At 63.4% G+C, this 16,037-nt stretch carries 19 protein-coding genes; 3 read left to right on the top strand and 16 right to left on the bottom strand.

Going from position 1 to position 16,037, the window contains the following annotated elements:
- The first annotated feature begins 56 nt into the window (after window positions 1-56).
- Together ABID44_RS10675 and olsB are read left to right on the top strand one after the other, a co-directional pair.
- Complete coding sequence (locus ABID44_RS10675; protein ID WP_354151841.1) at window positions 57-2,336, top strand: ATP-binding protein; 2,280 nt, start codon at window positions 57-59, stop codon at window positions 2,334-2,336.
- Between the two features lie 122 nt (window positions 2,337-2,458).
- Entirely contained in the window at window positions 2,459-3,337 is an 879-nt protein-coding gene (gene olsB, locus ABID44_RS10670) for a l-ornithine N(alpha)-acyltransferase (protein WP_354151698.1), read from the top strand.
- Between the two features lie 15 nt (window positions 3,338-3,352).
- Here olsB and ABID44_RS10665 read toward each other — a convergent pair whose 3' ends face one another.
- A complete protein-coding gene (locus tag ABID44_RS10665; RefSeq protein WP_354151697.1) occupies window positions 3,353-3,985 on the bottom strand; it encodes a trimeric intracellular cation channel family protein in 633 nt (210 codons plus the stop codon).
- A 112-nt stretch (window positions 3,986-4,097) separates the two neighbouring features.
- Window positions 4,098-4,706 (bottom strand): nucleotide exchange factor GrpE, encoded by a 609-nt coding sequence (grpE, locus tag ABID44_RS10660; protein WP_354151696.1) that lies wholly within the window; start codon window positions 4,704-4,706, stop codon window positions 4,098-4,100.
- A gap of 215 nt (window positions 4,707-4,921) precedes the next feature.
- Here grpE and ABID44_RS10655 point away from each other — a divergent pair, with 215 nt between their 5' ends.
- Window positions 4,922-5,134 (top strand): hypothetical protein, encoded by a 213-nt coding sequence (locus ABID44_RS10655; protein WP_354151695.1) that lies wholly within the window; start codon window positions 4,922-4,924, stop codon window positions 5,132-5,134.
- On the opposite strand, the gene ABID44_RS10650 is transcribed toward ABID44_RS10655, so the two are convergent.
- From ABID44_RS10650 to ABID44_RS10585, 14 genes are all read right to left on the bottom strand, one after another.
- Complete coding sequence (locus ABID44_RS10650) at window positions 5,131-5,673, bottom strand: DUF934 domain-containing protein (RefSeq protein ID WP_354151694.1); 543 nt, start codon at window positions 5,671-5,673, stop codon at window positions 5,131-5,133. The genes ABID44_RS10655 and ABID44_RS10650 overlap by 4 nt on opposite strands.
- Window positions 5,666-6,415 (bottom strand): phosphoadenylyl-sulfate reductase, encoded by a 750-nt coding sequence (locus ABID44_RS10645; RefSeq protein WP_354151693.1) that lies wholly within the window; start codon window positions 6,413-6,415, stop codon window positions 5,666-5,668. Before ABID44_RS10645 ends, ABID44_RS10650 begins: the two co-directional genes overlap by 8 nt.
- Window positions 6,390-8,060 carry a nitrite/sulfite reductase gene (locus ABID44_RS10640; RefSeq protein ID WP_354151692.1) on the bottom strand — a complete coding sequence of 557 codons (1,671 nt, stop codon included), beginning with the start codon at window positions 8,058-8,060 and terminating at the stop codon, window positions 6,390-6,392. Before ABID44_RS10640 ends, ABID44_RS10645 begins: the two co-directional genes overlap by 26 nt.
- 15 nt (window positions 8,061-8,075) lie before the next feature.
- Entirely contained in the window at window positions 8,076-8,375 is a 300-nt protein-coding gene (locus ABID44_RS10635; RefSeq protein WP_354151691.1) for a DUF2849 domain-containing protein, read from the bottom strand.
- Window positions 8,372-9,814, bottom strand: coding sequence for a siroheme synthase CysG (gene cysG, locus ABID44_RS10630; RefSeq protein WP_354151690.1), 1,443 nt, complete (start codon window positions 9,812-9,814; stop codon window positions 8,372-8,374). Before cysG ends, ABID44_RS10635 begins: the two co-directional genes overlap by 4 nt.
- A 170-nt stretch (window positions 9,815-9,984) precedes the next feature.
- Window positions 9,985-10,734, bottom strand: a complete 750-nt coding sequence (locus tag ABID44_RS10625; RefSeq protein ID WP_354151689.1) for an SDR family NAD(P)-dependent oxidoreductase — start codon at window positions 10,732-10,734, stop codon at window positions 9,985-9,987.
- A 105-nt stretch (window positions 10,735-10,839) separates the two neighbouring features.
- A complete protein-coding gene (locus ABID44_RS10620; protein ID WP_354151688.1) occupies window positions 10,840-13,110 on the bottom strand; it encodes a transglycosylase domain-containing protein in 2,271 nt (756 codons plus the stop codon).
- Window positions 13,111-13,233: 123 nt separating this feature from the next.
- Window positions 13,234-14,463, bottom strand: coding sequence for a site-specific integrase (locus tag ABID44_RS10615; RefSeq protein WP_354151687.1), 1,230 nt, complete (start codon window positions 14,461-14,463; stop codon window positions 13,234-13,236).
- The gene (locus ABID44_RS10610; protein WP_354151686.1) at window positions 14,436-14,732 is read right to left on the bottom strand and encodes a hypothetical protein; all 297 of its coding nucleotides are present in this window, start codon (window positions 14,730-14,732) and stop codon (window positions 14,436-14,438) included. Before ABID44_RS10610 ends, ABID44_RS10615 begins: the two co-directional genes overlap by 28 nt.
- Window positions 14,729-14,983 (bottom strand): hypothetical protein, encoded by a 255-nt coding sequence (locus tag ABID44_RS10605; protein ID WP_354151685.1) that lies wholly within the window; start codon window positions 14,981-14,983, stop codon window positions 14,729-14,731. The genes ABID44_RS10610 and ABID44_RS10605 overlap by 4 nt, the downstream gene beginning before the upstream one ends.
- A complete protein-coding gene (locus ABID44_RS10600; RefSeq protein WP_354151684.1) occupies window positions 14,980-15,183 on the bottom strand; it encodes a hypothetical protein in 204 nt (67 codons plus the stop codon). Before ABID44_RS10600 ends, ABID44_RS10605 begins: the two co-directional genes overlap by 4 nt.
- The gene (locus tag ABID44_RS10595; protein ID WP_354151683.1) at window positions 15,180-15,401 is read right to left on the bottom strand and encodes a hypothetical protein; all 222 of its coding nucleotides are present in this window, start codon (window positions 15,399-15,401) and stop codon (window positions 15,180-15,182) included. The genes ABID44_RS10600 and ABID44_RS10595 overlap by 4 nt, the downstream gene beginning before the upstream one ends.
- Window positions 15,398-15,601, bottom strand: a complete 204-nt coding sequence (locus ABID44_RS10590; protein ID WP_354151682.1) for a hypothetical protein — start codon at window positions 15,599-15,601, stop codon at window positions 15,398-15,400. Before ABID44_RS10590 ends, ABID44_RS10595 begins: the two co-directional genes overlap by 4 nt.
- On the bottom strand, window positions 15,598-15,849 hold the full coding sequence (locus ABID44_RS10585; protein ID WP_354151681.1) for a hypothetical protein: 252 nt from the start codon (window positions 15,847-15,849) through the stop codon (window positions 15,598-15,600). The genes ABID44_RS10590 and ABID44_RS10585 overlap by 4 nt, the downstream gene beginning before the upstream one ends.
- Between the last annotated feature and the right edge of the window lie 188 nt (window positions 15,850-16,037).

Genomic DNA, 16,037 nt, shown 5'->3' with positions numbered 1-16,037 from the left:
AAAATTGCAGCAGTCCGCCGAAGCCTTCCCTAATGTCTTTCTGCCATTCATTCCGCATGATGGCGGAGCTTGCTGAAAAACAGGCGGACAGAAAGGACGCACGGGGAACGGGCGCGGCCCCCCATCGCGCCCATGTCGCGCCGCCACCGCTTGCACCCGTTCACTTCGCCCAATCCGCGCCGGTTGCCGGACGTCTGCCCTTCGCGACCTATTTCGTGGTTCTTCTGTTTGCCGGTCTTACGCATCTCAGCGGCGCACCGGCCCTCCTCAGCCTTGGCATACTCGCGACCGGCCTCGCCGGCATTTTCCTGCACGAGTTGATCCGCATAAGAGAGCAGCGCGCGCATTCCCGGCTGGTGAGCGATCTTGCCCGCACCCGCTCCGACCTCGAAACGCTTTCCGACCGCATGTGGGAAAAGCAGGAGAGCGAGGAGCGTTTCCATGGCCTGATCGATGCGCTGGGCGATCTCGTCGTCCACCGCGACCGCGACGGCGCCATCGTCTACGCCAACAAGGTGTTCGCCGATCTGGTCGGCATCGACCCCACGGATCTGCACGGCATGACGCTGGGAGATCTCGGCATAGAGGTCGGCGTGGTGCCGGACGCCGCGTTCGCCGACAACGAGTGCCTCAGCTCCACCGATGTCGGTGTCCGTACGCCGATGGGCCAGCGCTGGTTCTCGTGGATCGAACTGTCGGTGCGCGACGGAGACAGCGGCACGGTTTCCCACCGCGCCATCGCGCGCGACATCACCTCCCGCAAGCAAGCCGAAGCCTCGCTCATCTCCGCGCGTGAACGGGCGGAGTTCGCCAACCAGGCCAAGTCCCGTTTCCTGGCCACGGTGAGCCACGAGATCCGCACGCCCATGAACGGCATCATGGGCATGGCCAAACTTCTGTCCGACACCAGCCTGTCGCCCGAGCAACGGACCTATGTGAACGCCGTCTCCACCTCGGCCAGCGCCCTGCTGGCCCTGATCGACGATCTGCTCGACTATTCCAAGATCGAGGCCGGCCGCTTCAATCCGGAACCGCAGCCCATGTCGGTGCGGGAGCTGGCGGACAATGTCGTGGAGCTTCTGGCTGCACGCGCCTATGCGCGCAATATCGGCATCGGCTGCCATGTCGCGCCGGACGTTCCCCGGATGATCACCGCCGATCCGGGACGAATGCGGCAGGTTCTGCTCAATCTGCTCGGCAACGCCATCAAGTTCACCGAGGATGGCGGCGTGGCGCTCGTCATCACGCGTCGCCAGCACGGGAACATCGACCGTATCCGCTTCACCGTAACAGATACCGGACCGGGCATGCACCAAAGCGACCTGGAACGTATTTTCCACGAGTTCGAGCAGGTGGACGGCACTTCGACCCGCAAGCATGGCGGCGCAGGGCTTGGTCTGGCCATTTCCCGCCGCCTTGTCGCGGCCATGGGTGGCACCCTGTCCGTGTCGAGCGCGCCGGGCGAAGGAAGCGAGTTCATTCTCGAACTCCCCGCCACCCGCGCGAGCGCGCCGCTCCACGACCGTCATGATATGCTCGTCGGACGCAAGGTGGTGATCCTCTCGCCCAACACGGTGGAGGCGGAACTCATCGCCGGAACCATCCGCGCGCTCGGCGGCAGTGCGGAGCTGGCCGACACTCCCGCCAGGGCCACGGCGCTGGCGGACGGCTGCGACACGCTGCTGGTGGATGCCGCGCTTGAATGCGGCGACGGCCGGCTGCTCCGGAAGCTGCGCGACAACGGTTTCGCCACCAGCCGGGCCATCACCATGATCGCGCCTAACGATCGTGGCCGGCTCGGGGAATACCATAGCAACGGATATGGAAGTTTCCTCGCCCGCCCGGTGCGTGGCGAAACTCTGCTGAGGGTGCTGCTGGCCCGCGAATCGGTCGCCGTGTCGGAATCCGGCCCGCACGAACACGCCGGCAGCACAGGCCCCGTGGCGGAAAGCCTCCATGTTCTGATCGCCGAAGACAATGAAATCAACGCCATGCTGGCCCGCGCCAGCCTCGTCAAGGCGGGACACCGGGTCGAGGTCGTCCGCACGGGCAAGGAAGCAGTCGACGCTCTCTCTGCTTCCGGAGGCCGTCAACGCTACGACGTGGTGCTGATGGACCTGCACATGCCGGTGATGGACGGCATGGACGCCATCGCCCACATCAGGCGTCATGAAGAAGCGCGTGACCTGCTCCCCGTGCCGATCCTGGTTCTTTCCGCTGACAATCAGGAAACGACGCGCCATTCCGTTCTTGCCCATGGGGCGACCGGCTTCCTGACCAAGCCGCTCGATCCACAGGCCCTGATAGCCGCCGTGCAGGAACAGGTTTCGGCGTGAACGACGCGCCTGCATGAAGCAGGGTTTGTTGCCGATCACGACATATCACGCTACTGTCACAATCCTGTTGCACCACAATCGTATCCCCGCGCCACGAGGGATGGCTCGAAGGAGAATCGCCCGTGCAGACAGCGATGCTACAAGGTCACACCAGCCTCAATGGCGTCGCCGGTCCGGCGGCCGGGTCTGAGGCGCACCCGTTGGCCGGGCCTTTGGGCCGTATCGGCGCTCTCGAAGTCCGGTTGGCCTGCAACGAGGCTGAGATCGAGGCGGCGCAGGAAATCCGCTATCGCATTTTCTACGATGAGCTTGGCGCACGCAGCAGCCTTCACCATATCGGACGCCGCGACGCCGACCGGTTCGATCCGCTTTGCGACCATCTTCTGGTGTTCGATCGCAGCCTCACCGGACCCGACCACCGCCGTATCGTCGGCACCTATCGCCTGCTGCGACAGGAAATGACGGCGGCGGCGGGCGGTTTCTATTCGGAAGACGAGTTCGAACTGCGCGGGCTGGCCGCCCGTCACCCGGAGCGCCGTTTCCTTGAACTTGGCCGCTCCTGCGTCCTGCCTGAATATCGTTCCAGACGCACGATCGAAGCATTGTGGCAGGGTATCTGGGCCTATCTCAACCACTACCGCATCGACGTCATGGTCGGCTGCGCCTCCTTCCCCGGCATCGACCCGTCCGCCCATGCCGAAGCGCTGACCTATCTGGCGCATCATTGCCGCACCGCTTCCGACTGGGATGTGCGCGCCGTTCCCGGCCGCTATCATCCGATGAAGCTGATGCCGATAGACGCCGTGAACCCGAAATCGGCCATCGCCGCCATGCCGCCGCTGGTGAAGGGCTATCTGCGCATCGGCGCACGCATCGGCGACGGCTGCGTCATCGACCGCGACTTTGCGACCGTCGACGTCTTCATCGTCATGCCGGTCAAGGAGATCGCGGCCCGCTATATCACCTACTACGCCGGCGACGGGCAAAGCTACGCGGCCTGAAGTCGTCGCGAGCGATCAGGGAATGTCTTCGGGCCTGCGTCCGGGCCGGCTCTTGTAGGGCGGAATGCGCCAGCCGAAGCGGATCGCCCCACCCCTGACAGCCAGGGCGGCGATGAAGCCTCCAAGCTGACACAAGATTGGCGGCAAGGCGGCCAGGTCGCCGAGCGTATAGACGCCCGCGCCGGCCAGAGCTGCGGTGACATACACTTCCGGCCGAAGCAGCACGGAGGGCTCGCCGGCCAGAATATCGCGCAATATGCCGCCGAAAGTCGCGGTCAGCACGCCCATAATGATGGCGATCACCGGCGAACCGGTCACCATCAACCCCTTGGCCGCGCCCATCACCGCAAAAGCGGCAAGACCGATGGCGTCAAGCCACAGAAGCAGCTTGTAGCGGGATTCGACCCGATGGGCGGTGAAGAAGACCAGAACGGCGATGGCCGCGCAAACCAGCACATAGTCATGGTTCGCGATCCAGAACACCGGCACGTCTAGGATGAGGTCGCGGAAGGTGCCACCGCCAATGCCCGTCACCCCGGCAAGGAACAGGAAGCCGATGATGTCCATCTGCTTGCGCGAGGCGGAAAGCGCGCCCGTGGCGGCGAACACCGCAACGCCGGAATAATCGAGAAAGGTGACGAGGTTCATGGCAGGGCGTTCGCTTCGATGGCAGGACGGCGACCGCGCCACAGTAGCAGCCGCCCTGTCCAGTTAAAGCCCTGAAGGCAAAGTTTCGATGGCCGCCGCGTGAGCGAAGCGCTCAGCCCTCGGCGTCTTCTCCGGCCGGCTTGGCGGCCTGCTTCGGACCATCCTTCGAAACGCCGACCTTGGCCGGGCGCAGAACACGTTCGCCGATCGAATAGCCGGGCTGCACGACCTGCAAAACGGTGCCGGAAACGACCTGCGGATTGGGAATCTCGAACAGCGCCTCATGGAAATTCGGATCGAACTTCTCACCCTCGGGAGCCAGCTTTTTGACCCCATGACGCTCCAGCGCCGCAAGCAGACTGCGCGCGGTAATCTCCACGCCTTCTATCAGCGCCTTGAATCCGGCGTCGCCCGAGGCCTTCGCTTCTTCCGGAATCGCATCCAGCGCCCGCTGGAGGTCGTCGGCCACGGTCAGCATGTCGCGTGCGAAATTGGCGATGGAATAGGCGCGTGCGTCCTGCACGTCGCGGGCGGCGCGGCGACGCATGTTCTCGACCTCGGCGGCGGCGCGCAGGGCCTTGTCCTTCAGATCCTCGTTTTCCTTCATCAGGCGCATGAGCGCTTCATAATCGCCCTCGGCAGCCTCGGGTGCGGGCTCCGCAGCGGCTTGCGCGGCGTCGAGCTCCTCGGGCGTGCGCTCGTCTCTGGCCTGGTCACTCATGGCGTATTCCCATTCTTTTCAAACAGCACAGTTGGGCCCGATATCGAGGTTCGACAATCAAAAATCAAGGGCTCGTCCTCCGCAACGTCACCTGAAGCAAGTTCGATTTAATTCAAACTTTACCTTGTTGGAGTGTTCTGAAGGGAAGCGCCGGACCACATGGGGAACCATAGCCGGTTACAGGGAGTTTCGAGACCGAAAGGATTTTTGAAACGATGACCCGAACAGGCAAAGACCGACCGCAGGAAATGGTCCGCCAGAAATTGGCGACGACCATCCGCCGTCAGGCAGGCAGCCATGCGACACGCGGACTTCTGCGTTCAATGCCGACCTTCAAGGTCGTCAAGGAGATGCCGGAACATCTGGAGAATCTTCTGGACCGGCTGGAATCCTCGGAATTGCAGCCGGGCGACGGCCCCGCGCGCTAAATCTGGCGCAGACTCGGGCGACGCCAGGAATAGCCGCCCGTCGCGGCTGAGGAACGCGCCGAAGGCTGGTAATGCAGCGGCAAGCCGCCAGTCCTGCCCTCCTCAAGACGCCTGACCAGCACCTGATTCGTGACCTCGAATTCGTCGAACCCCACACGCAGCATGTGGGAAAGCTGGTCGTACAGCACATCTCCGACGGCGCGCACAGATCCCGGAAACGCATGCCTCCCACGCAGCAATTCCGCCTTCGAATAGCTACGCCCGTCATTGTAGGCCGGGAATGCGAGGGCCACCAGTGACAGGGTATCGAGCAGATCGACGATTGCACCCAGTTGCTCGCCGGGCTGCAAGAGCACGCCCAGACGCTCCCGGTTCAGCGCTCGCTCCTGCACATCAAGCTCCAGAAAAGCCGCAAGAGGCAGGATGACGCGACTGTTGCCGGCAAGCGCTTCCGCCGTTTCGGCATGAACCCATTCGTCATCGCGGAAACCCTGTGGCATCCACAGACGGGTATCGGACGCCGGCTTTTCTTCACTCATGATGTCTTTCCTGACTAAGGGACTGTTCCAGTCCGCCAAGATGGATTCCGCATTCTGTCTTGGCCTGACCGGCCCAGCGGCCGCTGCGCGCGTCGTGCCCCGGCACGACCGGGCGGGTGCAGGGAAAGCAGCCGATCGAAAGATAACCATAGGCGACCAGCGGATTTTCCCGCAGCCCGTGGTCGCGCATGTAGGCATCCAGATCGGCCGGAGTCCACTGCGCCAGCGGGTTGATGCGCACGCGCGGCCCCACGGCCTCGAACACCGGCAAACCCGCCCGTGTGCCGGCCTGATGGCGCTTGCGGCCGGTGAACCAGGCCCGGAACGGCTCGACGCCCCGCGCCATCGGCTCCACCTTGCGCACGTGGCAACAAGCCTCGACATCGTTCTCATGCAGCCTCCCGCCCGGATCGACGCGTTGCAGCGCCGCCGCATCCGGATGGATCACCCTGATGTCGGTCAGGCCGAAATCGTCCGCCAGCGCATCGCGATAGCGGAGCGTTTCCTCAAAATGCTTGCCGGTATCGAGAAAGACGATCGGCAAATGCCGGTCCACCTGCGCGATGAGATGCAGAAGCACGGCCGAATCCGCGCCGAAAGACGACACCGCCGCCACCGCTCCGGGAAAAAGTTCGGTGACGGCAAGCTCGATGACGCGAAGGGCGGACAATTGCCCGTGACGCGCATCGAGAGCGGCGGCGTCCGGTGTGCCCACCTCAGGCAGCCCTGGCTTCGGCGCCATACAGCGCTTCCTTGAAGGGCGTCGCACCGACACGGCGATAGACGTCGAGGAACCGTTCCGAACGGTCGGCGCGAACCGCGAGATAGGTCTCGACCAGCGTCTCGATCGCATCGACGATTTCGTCCGGTCCGAAACCGCGCCCGATGATATCGCCAACGGTGGTGTTCTCGTCGGCGGAACCGCCCAGCGTGATCTGGTAGAGTTCCGCTCCCTTCTTCTCCACGCCCAATATGCCGATATGCCCGACATGATGATGGCCGCAGGCATTGATGCAGCCTGAAATTTTGAGCTTCAGTTCACCGATCTCGCGCTGGCGCTCCAGCGAGGCGAAACGCGTGGCGATCTGCTGCGCGACGGGGATGGAGCGGGCGTTGGCCAGCGCGCAGTAATCGAGGCCGGGGCATGCGATGATGTCGCTGATCAGACCGGCATTGGCCGTGGCGAGTCCGATATCCACCAGTGCGTCAAAGACAGCCTTGAGATCGGCCCGCGCCACATGGGGCAGCACGAGATTTTGCTCATGCGTCACCCGTATCTCATCGAAAGCGTAGCGTTCGGCAAGATCGGCCACCGCCTCCATCTGCACGTCGGTGACGTCGCCCGGCGCATCGCCGATACCCTTGAGCGAGATGGTGACGGCGGCGTAATCGGCGTTGCGGTGGGTGGCGACGTTCTGGCCGAGCCATTCGGAGAAATCGCGCGAATCCAGCCGCGCAAGCCGTACGACCTCGTCGCCTTCGGGTCGCGCCGGCAGTCCTGGCGGCGCGAAATAGGCTTTGATGGCGGCGACATCGGCTTCCGGCAACTTCAGTTCGCTGTCCTTGAGCGCCTGCCATTCGGCCTCGATCCAGCTTGCCATTTGCTCGGCGCCGGTCTCGTGGACGAGGATCTTGACACGCGCTTTGAACTTGTTGTCACGCCGGCCATGCAGATTGTAGACGCGCAGGATCGCCGTCACATAGGACAGCAGATGTTCCTGAGGCAGGAAATCCCGGATTTTCTTCGCCACCATGGGGGTGCGGCCAAGACCGCCGCCGACATAGACGGCGAAGCCCAGTTCGCCCGCCTCGTTCTTCTTCAGATGCAGGCCGATGTCATGCGTCTTGATGGCCGCACGATCACGCTCCGCGCCCGTCACCGCGATCTTGAACTTGCGCGGCAGGTAGGAAAATTCGGGATGCACCGAAGACCATTGCCGCAGAATTTCTGCATAAGGGCGGGGATCGGCAACCTCGTCCGCCGCTGCTCCCGCAAAATGGTCCGCGGTCACATTGCGGATGCAGTTTCCGCTGGTCTGGATGCTGTGCATCTCCACCCTGGCCAGATCAGCGAGGATCGCCGGCACATCGGACAGGGCCGGCCAGTTGAACTGGATATTCTGGCGCGTGGTGAAATGGCCATAGCCCTTGTCATAGGTCCGCGCGATATGGGCCAGCATGCGCAACTGACGCGGGTGCAGCGTTCCATAGGGAATGGCGATGCGCAACATATAGGCATGAAGCTGGAGATAGACGCCGTTCATGAGCCGAAGCGGCTTGAACTGGTCTTCGGTCAGTTCGCCCGACAGGCGTCGCTCCACCTGGTCGGCGAACTGCGCCACCCTTGCCTGAACAAACTCGTGATCGAATTCATCGTAGCGGTACATCAGTGGTCCTCCGGCTTACGCCGCGTGCTGCGTACGGGCCTGCTTGCCCAGATCGTTGCGTGTGGTGGGGCCGGCGGCGCGGATGCGCTCGCGCAGTCGAAGAGGATGAATGACGCCGTCGACGATCTCCACGTCGATTACGGCGACGTCGACCACGAGATTTTCCGCCAGTCCCCTGGCTGCGGCGGCTTCCAGCGCGGCCTCGGCCGCCTTGTCCTCGGCGATCTCGGCCCCGGCGATGGTCTCGACCCAGCGTCCATGCGCATACCAGACGACCTCGCCGTCGCTCAGGCGGTTTGCGGTCAGTATCTTCATGCTGTAACCCCGTCATTGACCGGACTGAGAACCGGAAGCGCGGCCAGCGCCTGCGACCGTCTGAAATTCGCGCCGGCAACGGCGTCGCCGATAATGGTCATGACCGGACCTCCAAGATCGTGACGACTTTCCAGCGCCGGCAGATCGGCCAGCGTGCCATGGAAACGGCGGCGCTCGGACAGGCTGGCGTTCTCGACCACGGCCACCGCCGTATCCGGCGAAAGGCCGGCCTCGATCAGCCGCCCGGCCACATCGGCGGCGACCGAACGGCCCATATAGACCGCAACCGTCGCACCCGAGATGGCGAGTTTCGCCCAGTCCGGCAGCGCCCCGCCCCTGAGATCGTGGCCGGTGGTGAAAACCATGGATGAGGTGACGCCGCGCAGGGTCAACGGCAGCTCGAAATCGGCGGCTGCGGCGAAAGCGGCGGTGACGCCCGGCACAACCTCGTAGGAAATTCCGGCGTCGCGCAGGGCCGCCATTTCCTCCCCGGCTCGCCCGAACACCAGCGGATCGCCGCTTTTCAGGCGCACCACCCGCTTGCCTTGCCGGCCAAGCCCGACCAGCAACGCATTGATCTCGGACTGGCTTTTGGAGTGACAGCCCTTGCGCTTGCCTACAGCAATGCGCTCGGCGTCGCGGCGGCCCATGGCGACCACGGCGTCGGGCACAAGCGCATCGTGCAAAATAACATCGGCCTCCATCAGAAGGCGCTGCGCCCTGAGCGTGAGAAGATCTTCCGCGCCCGGCCCCGCGCCCACCAGCGCGACATGGCCAATGGCGTGGCCCGGAGCCACAAGCATGGCGGACGCCGCCGCGTGCGCTCCCGAAACATCGCCTCCGGCCACGGCGCGCGCCGGAGCCCCCTCGAAGAATTCACGCCAGAAATGGCGGCGCGGCGCGCCTTTGGCGAGCAGTCGCTCCGCCGCGTCACGGAAGGTGACGGCCAGTGAGGCCAGCGTGCCCAGCGACGGCGACAGCATTCGGTCGATACGCGCGCGAAGCAACTGGGCCAGCACCGGCCCAGCGCCTTCCGTGCCGATGGCGACCGCGACCGGGGCGCGATTGACCAGCGCGGGGGTGAAGAAGTCGCATAGCTCCGGCCGGTCAACCGCATTGACCTTGATGCCGAGCGCACGCGCGTCCTCTACCACGCGGCGGTCGAGCGTCTCGTCACCGCTTGCGGCGAACACCAGCGCCGCTCCCTCAAGCTGCTCCGGCGCGTAAGCGCGCGCGACATGAGCGGCTCCGTTGGCGGCGATCCAACCCAGAAGGTCGGCGGAAGCTTCGGGCGCTATGATTCGCAGCCTTGCCGACGACTGACCGAGCAGCCTCGCCTTGGCCAGCGCCTCCTCGCCCTCTCCCACGATGACGACCGCCTCGCCTTCGAGGCGGACGAAGACCGGAAAAGCGGTCAGCTTGGGAGGAACATGCGGCATGGCGATAAAACCCTGTACAGGCTCGCATTTCTAGCCTGACAGGGGTTCGCCGCGAAGAAACGGGCTCGCGCCCGCCTTTGCGGCAGGCAATGTTTTTTGCCCGACCGCCGCATTTCGAAGAAAATCATTCCAGCGCGGCGAAAACGCCGCACATCACCCGGTTTTCCGGTTCAGACGTGTTGACCGCCGTTGATGTGGATTTCGGAGCCGGTCACATAGGAGGACTGCCCCGAGCACAGGAAGAAGATGATGTCGGCCACTTCCGCCGTGGTGCCGAGCCGCCGCAGAGGAATGGTCTCGACAATCTTGTCCGTGCCCGGCGACAGGATTGCGGTGTCGATCTCGCCCGGCGCGATGGCGTTGACGCGGATGCCATGAGGGCCGAAATCATGCGCCATTTCGCGCGTCAGCGAACCAAGCGCGGCCTTGGAGGTGGCGTAGGCCGTTCCGGCAAAGGGATGCACGCGCGTGCCGGCGATGGAGGTGACGTTCACCACCGAGCCCCGGGCCGCCTCCAGTTCCTTGAACAGGCCCCGCGCCAGCATGATCGGCGCGAAGAAATTCACCTGAAACACATCCCGCCACACATGCATGGGCGTTTCGAGCGAGTTCATGCGCTGGCTGCCGGGCAGCTTGGGTGAAATGCCGGCGTTGTTGACCAGCGCGTTGAGCTGGCCGCCATGCGCTTCCAGCCGTTGACGGATTTCGGCGACCGCAACGCCCACGTCCTCCGGATCGGCCAGATCGACTTTGATGTGGTCTTCCGGGCCCGCCGGCCAGGGGCAGTTCTCGGCGAAGGCCTGCCGGGAACAGGTGATGACGCGCCATCCCTCCATGGAGAAGCGCTTCACTGTCGCATGGCCGATGCCGCGGCTGGCGCCGGTCAGCACTATGGTCTTTCTGCTGTCTGTCTCGGTCATGGCGAAAATCCGGCCCGTTGATCGGTGCCGAGACATCTAGCCCAAGCGCAACGTTCTGGCGAGGGGGCCGGACGGACCGGGCGTCGCAGGCTGGCATCGGCTGGCTCAGCCGCCGGTCAATATGTCCAGGATCGAACCAGGGCCCTTTTTCATGGGACCGCCGACATCGCCCGGCGGGACCGGGCGCTTGATCGAGGCGGTCGAGCCGCCGTCGGAAGGCATGACCGGGCGGCCGCCGCTCTTCGCACCGCCGGCGACCGGCACGGAAGGCCTCGCAACCGCCGCCGGCGGGACAGGGGCCGCAGGTTGCGGAGCGGGGTTTGCCGGCTTGCCGACCGCAACGGGCGGCATGGCGGGCGGCGCGACCTGCGCGGGCGCAATGCTGCCCGGCTGCCAGCCGCCGGGTAGACGCGCCACCGGCACCCCTTCATGCGCCGCCACCATGAATTCGTGCCAAGCCTGCGCGGGAAGCGCGCCGCCGGTCACGTTCTTCATCGGCCTGGCATCGTCATTGCCGAACCAGACGCCGGTGGTGAGATTGGCGGTGTAGCCCACGAACCATGCATCGCGCGAATTTTGGCTGGTGCCGGTCTTGCCGGCTGCCGGCCACGCGAACGCCGCCTTGCGCGCCGTGCCCATCTCCACCGCGCCCATCATCATCGCGTTCATCATGCCGACGATTTCGGGTTTCATCACGCGCGGAGCGGAACCGCCGGTATATTCGTAGAGCACCTTGCCCTTTGCGGTGGCCACCCGGCGCACGAAATGCACCTGCGGGCGATAGCCGCCATTGGCGAAGGGCACATAGGCGGCCGTCAGTTCCAGCGGCGTGACTTCCGATGTGCCGAGCGCAATAGAGACGTTCTTTTGCAGATCCGACTGCACCCCCATGCGGTTGGCGACCTCGATAACGGCCTCCGGCCCGACTTCCATGGCAAGCTGGGCGGCGACTGAATTCAGCGATTTGGCAAGCGCGGTCGCCAGTGTGACCTTGCCATGATATTTGCCGCCATAGTTGACCGGCTTCCATTTGCCGATCTGGATCGGGGCATCGTTGCGCACGCTGTCGGGCGTCCGCCCCGCTTCCAGCGCAGCCGCATAGACGAAAGGCTTGAAGGCCGAGCCCGGCTGGCGGCGCGCCTCGGAGGCGCGGTCGAACTGGCTGGTCGAATAGTCGTAGCCGCCGACCATGGCGCGCACCGCGCCGGAATTGTCGATCGACACCAGCGCGCCCTGGCTGACATCGAGCTTCTTGCCATTTTCGTCGATCAGCCTGCGGATCGAGCGTTCCGCCACTCTTTGCAGATCGAGGTCGATGGTGGTGTCGACGACGATATCGCCCTGCACCTCGCCGATCAGGGCGGGCAATTCCTCCATGATCGTATCGGCGACATAGTTTTCCGAGCCGGTCCAGTAGGACGGCACGCGTGCCGCCGGCGCGCTCATGGCGTGCGCCATCTCGCGCGAACTCACCAGCCCCTCATCCCACATGGCGGCCAGAACGAGCTGCGAGCGCTCTTCCGCCGCCTTGGGGTCACGCGCCGGCGAAAGCCGCGACGGGGCCTTGAGCAGGCCGGCGAGAAGGGCCGCTTCGGGCAGGTTTACGTCGCGCGCGCTCTTGCCGAAATAACGCCGTGAAGCGGCCTCCACACCGTATGCGCCCGAGCCGAAATAGACCCGGTTGAGATACATGGCGAGAATCTCGTCCTTGGTGTGCTTGTGCTCCAGCCAGAACGCGAGCAGAACCTCCTGCACCTTGCGCTCCAGCGTGCGGTCGGGCTTCAGGAACAGGTTCTTGGCGAGCTGCTGGGTAAGCGTCGAGCCGCCCTGGGAGAACCGTCCGTGCATCAGGTTGGTGACCATGGCGCGGCCAAGGCCGATCGGATCGACGCCGAAATGCGAATAGAAGCGGCGGTCCTCGATGGCGATCACCGCTTTCGGGATATAGGCCGACATTTCCGACAGGCGCACGGCTTCGCCGCCGCTCATGCCGCGATTGGCGACGAGACGCCCGTCCACCGAGACGATCTTGATGTTGGGCGCCCGGTCGGGGATCGACCAGGTGGTGGCGGCCGGCATCTTGGCGCCATAATAGACCACCATTCCGGCAGCCGCGATGCCGGCCCAGATCGCCAGCACAAAACACCAGTACACCATCCGCATGAAGACGCCGAACAGGCCCCGCCGCTTGCGCCGCCCGCCGCGCGCCGAGCGCGCCTTCGAAGTCCGCCGGGGGTTTTCCGCCTTGCGGGAACGCGGCTTGCGGCCGGAAGGGACGACGCGGTCTTCCTCACGCAGGGAAAAGCCCGCCACCGATGCGTCCCGCGCCGGCTCGTCGAAACTCGGTTCGATGCGTCTGTTTCTGCGGTTCGCCATGCGCGATGCCGTAACTACCCCCAGCCAATGGCGATGAGGTGAAGGCTAGTTGCGGCGATTTAAGGGCCGGTTAATTTCGGAAAAATTAATGTATAGTGTTTTCAACCGCTTGGCTTTCATCCGTTACCGCCCGTTACCGCTGCCGTTACCGCTCTGTTCACGGTGGCGCAAGCGGGCCTGAGCGAACCTATCAGCGGCATGCATCACAGCACGGTCGTAGACCTTCGCTGTCGTGGCCTTGGAGTTGTGGCCCGCCACCTTCGCGGCGTCGTCGGTGGATGCGTCGCCTTCCCTAGCCTCGGTGATGCCCGATGCCCGAAGGTCACGCGCCCACAGCTTTGCTGGCAGCTTCGCCGTCTTCCGATCCACCGACCAGCGCTGATTGAAAATACTGGCGCGATAGGGCAGCCCCGTTTCTTCGGAGACAATCACCGGTCCCACCCGCTTTTCGACCGGCCAGTGAGCAAGTTCGTCCAAGACCATCGGTGCCATTTTCAGGGAATAGATGATCTCGGCTCCGCTGCCGGTTTCTGTCTTCGAAGGCCGGTAGCGAAGCACCATATCTTCGTCGATGTCTTCCCATCGGAGGCCGAACCATTTCAAGGAGCGGGCGGGGTCAAGGACATCGGAAATCCCGCCCATGTCCATAGGCCACCATTGCCCGATCACATCCCATAGCCGCAAGGTTGTCTCGAAAGTCAACGCATAGGTCAGCGCGGATGATGGTCGGCCGTTCTGGTGTGCTGCCTCGCGAGCAGCCTTTACCTGATCTGCCACGGCAACCGCCGTGCGCGGGCGCGGTGATGGAAGTTTGCGCCTCGCCGCCTGAATCGTCTCCAGAAGGTCGGGACATCCCTTCAGGCGCATCATGACGCCAAAGCTCACAGCGGCTTCCAGCACAGCTCGAACCATGGCGGCAGCGGCCAAATGCTTCCCGTCGCTCGACCAATCCTTGTGCCATCGGCGAATGTCGATACCATCGATACTATCAACACGCCGCACACCGATGTGATGTTCCAGCCGGCCTAAATAATGGTTGTACGGTCGGAGCGAACCGGGCTTCAGACTGTGATACGGGCTTTCTTCGTGGTTCTGGTAAAGATAGAGCAACGATCGAATGGTGCCGTCGAACTCCATCTTTCTCGTTCGGTGCCCGGCTCGAAACAGCAACATGTCGGCCTGAAGCGCATTGCACTTTGCAATGATCAAATCAGGGTCACCCCCGAGATATGCCAGATTGACCGTCTTCGGCTGGTATCCGGCCCGAACGTCCGCCTCGTCGGCCACCCATACGGGCACGCGGCCGCTGACACGCTTCATCCATTTCAGGCCCGTTGCTTTGATCTTTTCCATTCTCCCTCTTGCCCCCTTCCGTCTGGAAGGCCCCTGCCATCGGCCGGCAATTCAAGGTAATTTGCATAAAATAGCTTCACGAGGGCTGTTGGCCTCCCCTCATGGAAAGGATCAATAGGCGGGAAACCGGGCTTAGACGCAAGAGTCGGCAGGCGTTCCCGCAGCCATTTTTCGGCTTTATCCTTACCAACGATGGCTTCGGCGATCTGCTTGTCGCTGGCGAACATCGGCAGATCGTCAAGCCGAACGGGGAGATCGGGGCGCTTCATGTGTCCCTCCCCAGCGATTTCAGCTTAGCTTGCGCCTCCTGCGCCTGATGCTTCCAAATGTCTCGCTCGGCCGCAATCTGGCGAACCTGTCGCTCGGCATATTCGGCCCGCGCTTCCTCGGCGCGAACCTTTTCCTTCTGTTTGGTCAGCGCCGCATTGAGCGCGGCGACTTGCTCCTTGTAGTGCTTGACCTTGTTTTGGCGCTTGATCCTTGCAGCTGCGCTTTTGAGGCTATCGAAGGTCTGCGTCATCGCCCTGCCCTCGCACTGATCCAGATCCACAACAGGCAGATCGACAGCCCGACGAGGGAGCCAAGCAACATCAACTCGGCCGGGCGGAAACCTGCGCGGCGCGGACACTCCGCAGGCAGGAGGATGCCCATCAGGTCAATCAGTAGGTGAATGATCTTGCTGATTGCGATGATGGCGTAGAGACGTAGCAGGAGGGTCATGAGCGCGCCTCCCAGTGCTCAGGGTCTTCAATCGCCATGACGGATAATTCGCGCGACAGATCGCGAGCGGCGTCTACCATGTTTTCGACGACGAAATCACTTGCCCCGCCGCTGGACGAGTCGTGAATCCTGTCAAACAGCACCTCCACCATGGACTGAAGAATGCGGGTTTTGCGGTGGAGCGCATCGAAATAATCGCGAGTAGAACCCTTGCTCATTGTAGGTCCTCCGCCCGATCCGTTTTCTTGATCAGACCACGCGCCATGTCGCGCCCGATCAAGAGAAGGCTGTCCATGTGGAAGTCGAAACCGCGCTTTGCCGGCAGGCCATCCGTCCATCGGTCATAGATCACATCGATCAGGTGGGAGAGATAGACAATGTCGGCGTCGAGGTCGTCGCGGGTGTAGGGTGCGCTCATTCCACACCCCCAGTCTTAGGTGCGAGCTTCACCAGCGCTTCATGAAGGTCGCTGGCGATGTTCTCGGCCAATTCCAGAGTGAAGCCGAGGCTGGCCGTCACACTGTCGCGATACGGGCCTTCTCCAACGTTTTCGAGGGATGCTGCCGCCTGCTGACACACAGTAAGCAGGCTTTGAAGCTGAAGCCCACGATTGAGAATGACAGGCTCACCAGAGCGGTCCACTTCTGAGAAGACATCAGCGCTCATTTCGCACCGCCTTTCACCATATCGCTCTTGCGGATTTCATCCCACTTGGCGTCAAGCATCTGGATAAGCTTGTGCGCGTGGAAAACTGCGAAGTGTCAATGACCGTGGAATCGGGACCCTGCGTTTTCGCGTAAAAGGGCCCCCGGCTTGAGCTGATGAAGGGCACACCGGTTAGCGCCCGATCAGGC

This window comes from Aquamicrobium ahrensii (genome assembly GCF_040545755.1).
In the GTDB taxonomy this organism is placed as follows: domain Bacteria; phylum Pseudomonadota; class Alphaproteobacteria; order Rhizobiales; family Rhizobiaceae; genus Mesorhizobium; species Mesorhizobium ahrensii.
This window is presented reverse-complemented; position numbering and strand designations above follow the sequence as displayed.

Excerpts from the sequence above, each read along its gene's own strand:
- ABID44_RS10595 (WP_354151683.1), bottom strand. The coding sequence starts at position 15,401 with ATGAGCAAGGGTTCTACTCGCGATTATTTCGATGCGCTCCACCGCAAA.
- ABID44_RS10585 (WP_354151681.1), bottom strand. The coding sequence starts at position 15,849 with ATGAGCGCTGATGTCTTCTCAGAAGTGGACCGCTCTGGTGAGCCTGTC.
- grpE (WP_354151696.1), bottom strand. The coding sequence starts at position 4,706 with ATGAGTGACCAGGCCAGAGACGAGCGCACGCCCGAGGAGCTCGACGCC.
- ABID44_RS10620 (WP_354151688.1), bottom strand. The coding sequence starts at position 13,110 with ATGGCGAACCGCAGAAACAGACGCATCGAACCGAGTTTCGACGAGCCG.
- cysG (WP_354151690.1), bottom strand. The coding sequence starts at position 9,814 with ATGCCGCATGTTCCTCCCAAGCTGACCGCTTTTCCGGTCTTCGTCCGC.
- ABID44_RS10600 (WP_354151684.1), bottom strand. The coding sequence starts at position 15,183 with ATGACCCTCCTGCTACGTCTCTACGCCATCATCGCAATCAGCAAGATC.
- ABID44_RS10640 (WP_354151692.1), bottom strand. The coding sequence starts at position 8,060 with ATGTACCGCTACGATGAATTCGATCACGAGTTTGTTCAGGCAAGGGTG.
- ABID44_RS10675 (WP_354151841.1), top strand. The coding sequence starts at position 57 with ATGATGGCGGAGCTTGCTGAAAAACAGGCGGACAGAAAGGACGCACGG.
- ABID44_RS10665 (WP_354151697.1), bottom strand. The coding sequence starts at position 3,985 with ATGAACCTCGTCACCTTTCTCGATTATTCCGGCGTTGCGGTGTTCGCC.
- ABID44_RS10625 (WP_354151689.1), bottom strand. The coding sequence starts at position 10,734 with ATGACCGAGACAGACAGCAGAAAGACCATAGTGCTGACCGGCGCCAGC.
- ABID44_RS10635 (WP_354151691.1), bottom strand. The coding sequence starts at position 8,375 with ATGAAGATACTGACCGCAAACCGCCTGAGCGACGGCGAGGTCGTCTGG.
- ABID44_RS10650 (WP_354151694.1), bottom strand. The coding sequence starts at position 5,673 with ATGAGTGAAGAAAAGCCGGCGTCCGATACCCGTCTGTGGATGCCACAG.
- ABID44_RS10590 (WP_354151682.1), bottom strand. The coding sequence starts at position 15,601 with ATGAGCGCACCCTACACCCGCGACGACCTCGACGCCGACATTGTCTAT.
- ABID44_RS10615 (WP_354151687.1), bottom strand. The coding sequence starts at position 14,463 with ATGGAAAAGATCAAAGCAACGGGCCTGAAATGGATGAAGCGTGTCAGC.
- ABID44_RS10655 (WP_354151695.1), top strand. The coding sequence starts at position 4,922 with ATGACCCGAACAGGCAAAGACCGACCGCAGGAAATGGTCCGCCAGAAA.
- ABID44_RS10610 (WP_354151686.1), bottom strand. The coding sequence starts at position 14,732 with ATGAAGCGCCCCGATCTCCCCGTTCGGCTTGACGATCTGCCGATGTTC.
- ABID44_RS10605 (WP_354151685.1), bottom strand. The coding sequence starts at position 14,983 with ATGACGCAGACCTTCGATAGCCTCAAAAGCGCAGCTGCAAGGATCAAG.
- ABID44_RS10645 (WP_354151693.1), bottom strand. The coding sequence starts at position 6,415 with ATGGCGCCGAAGCCAGGGCTGCCTGAGGTGGGCACACCGGACGCCGCC.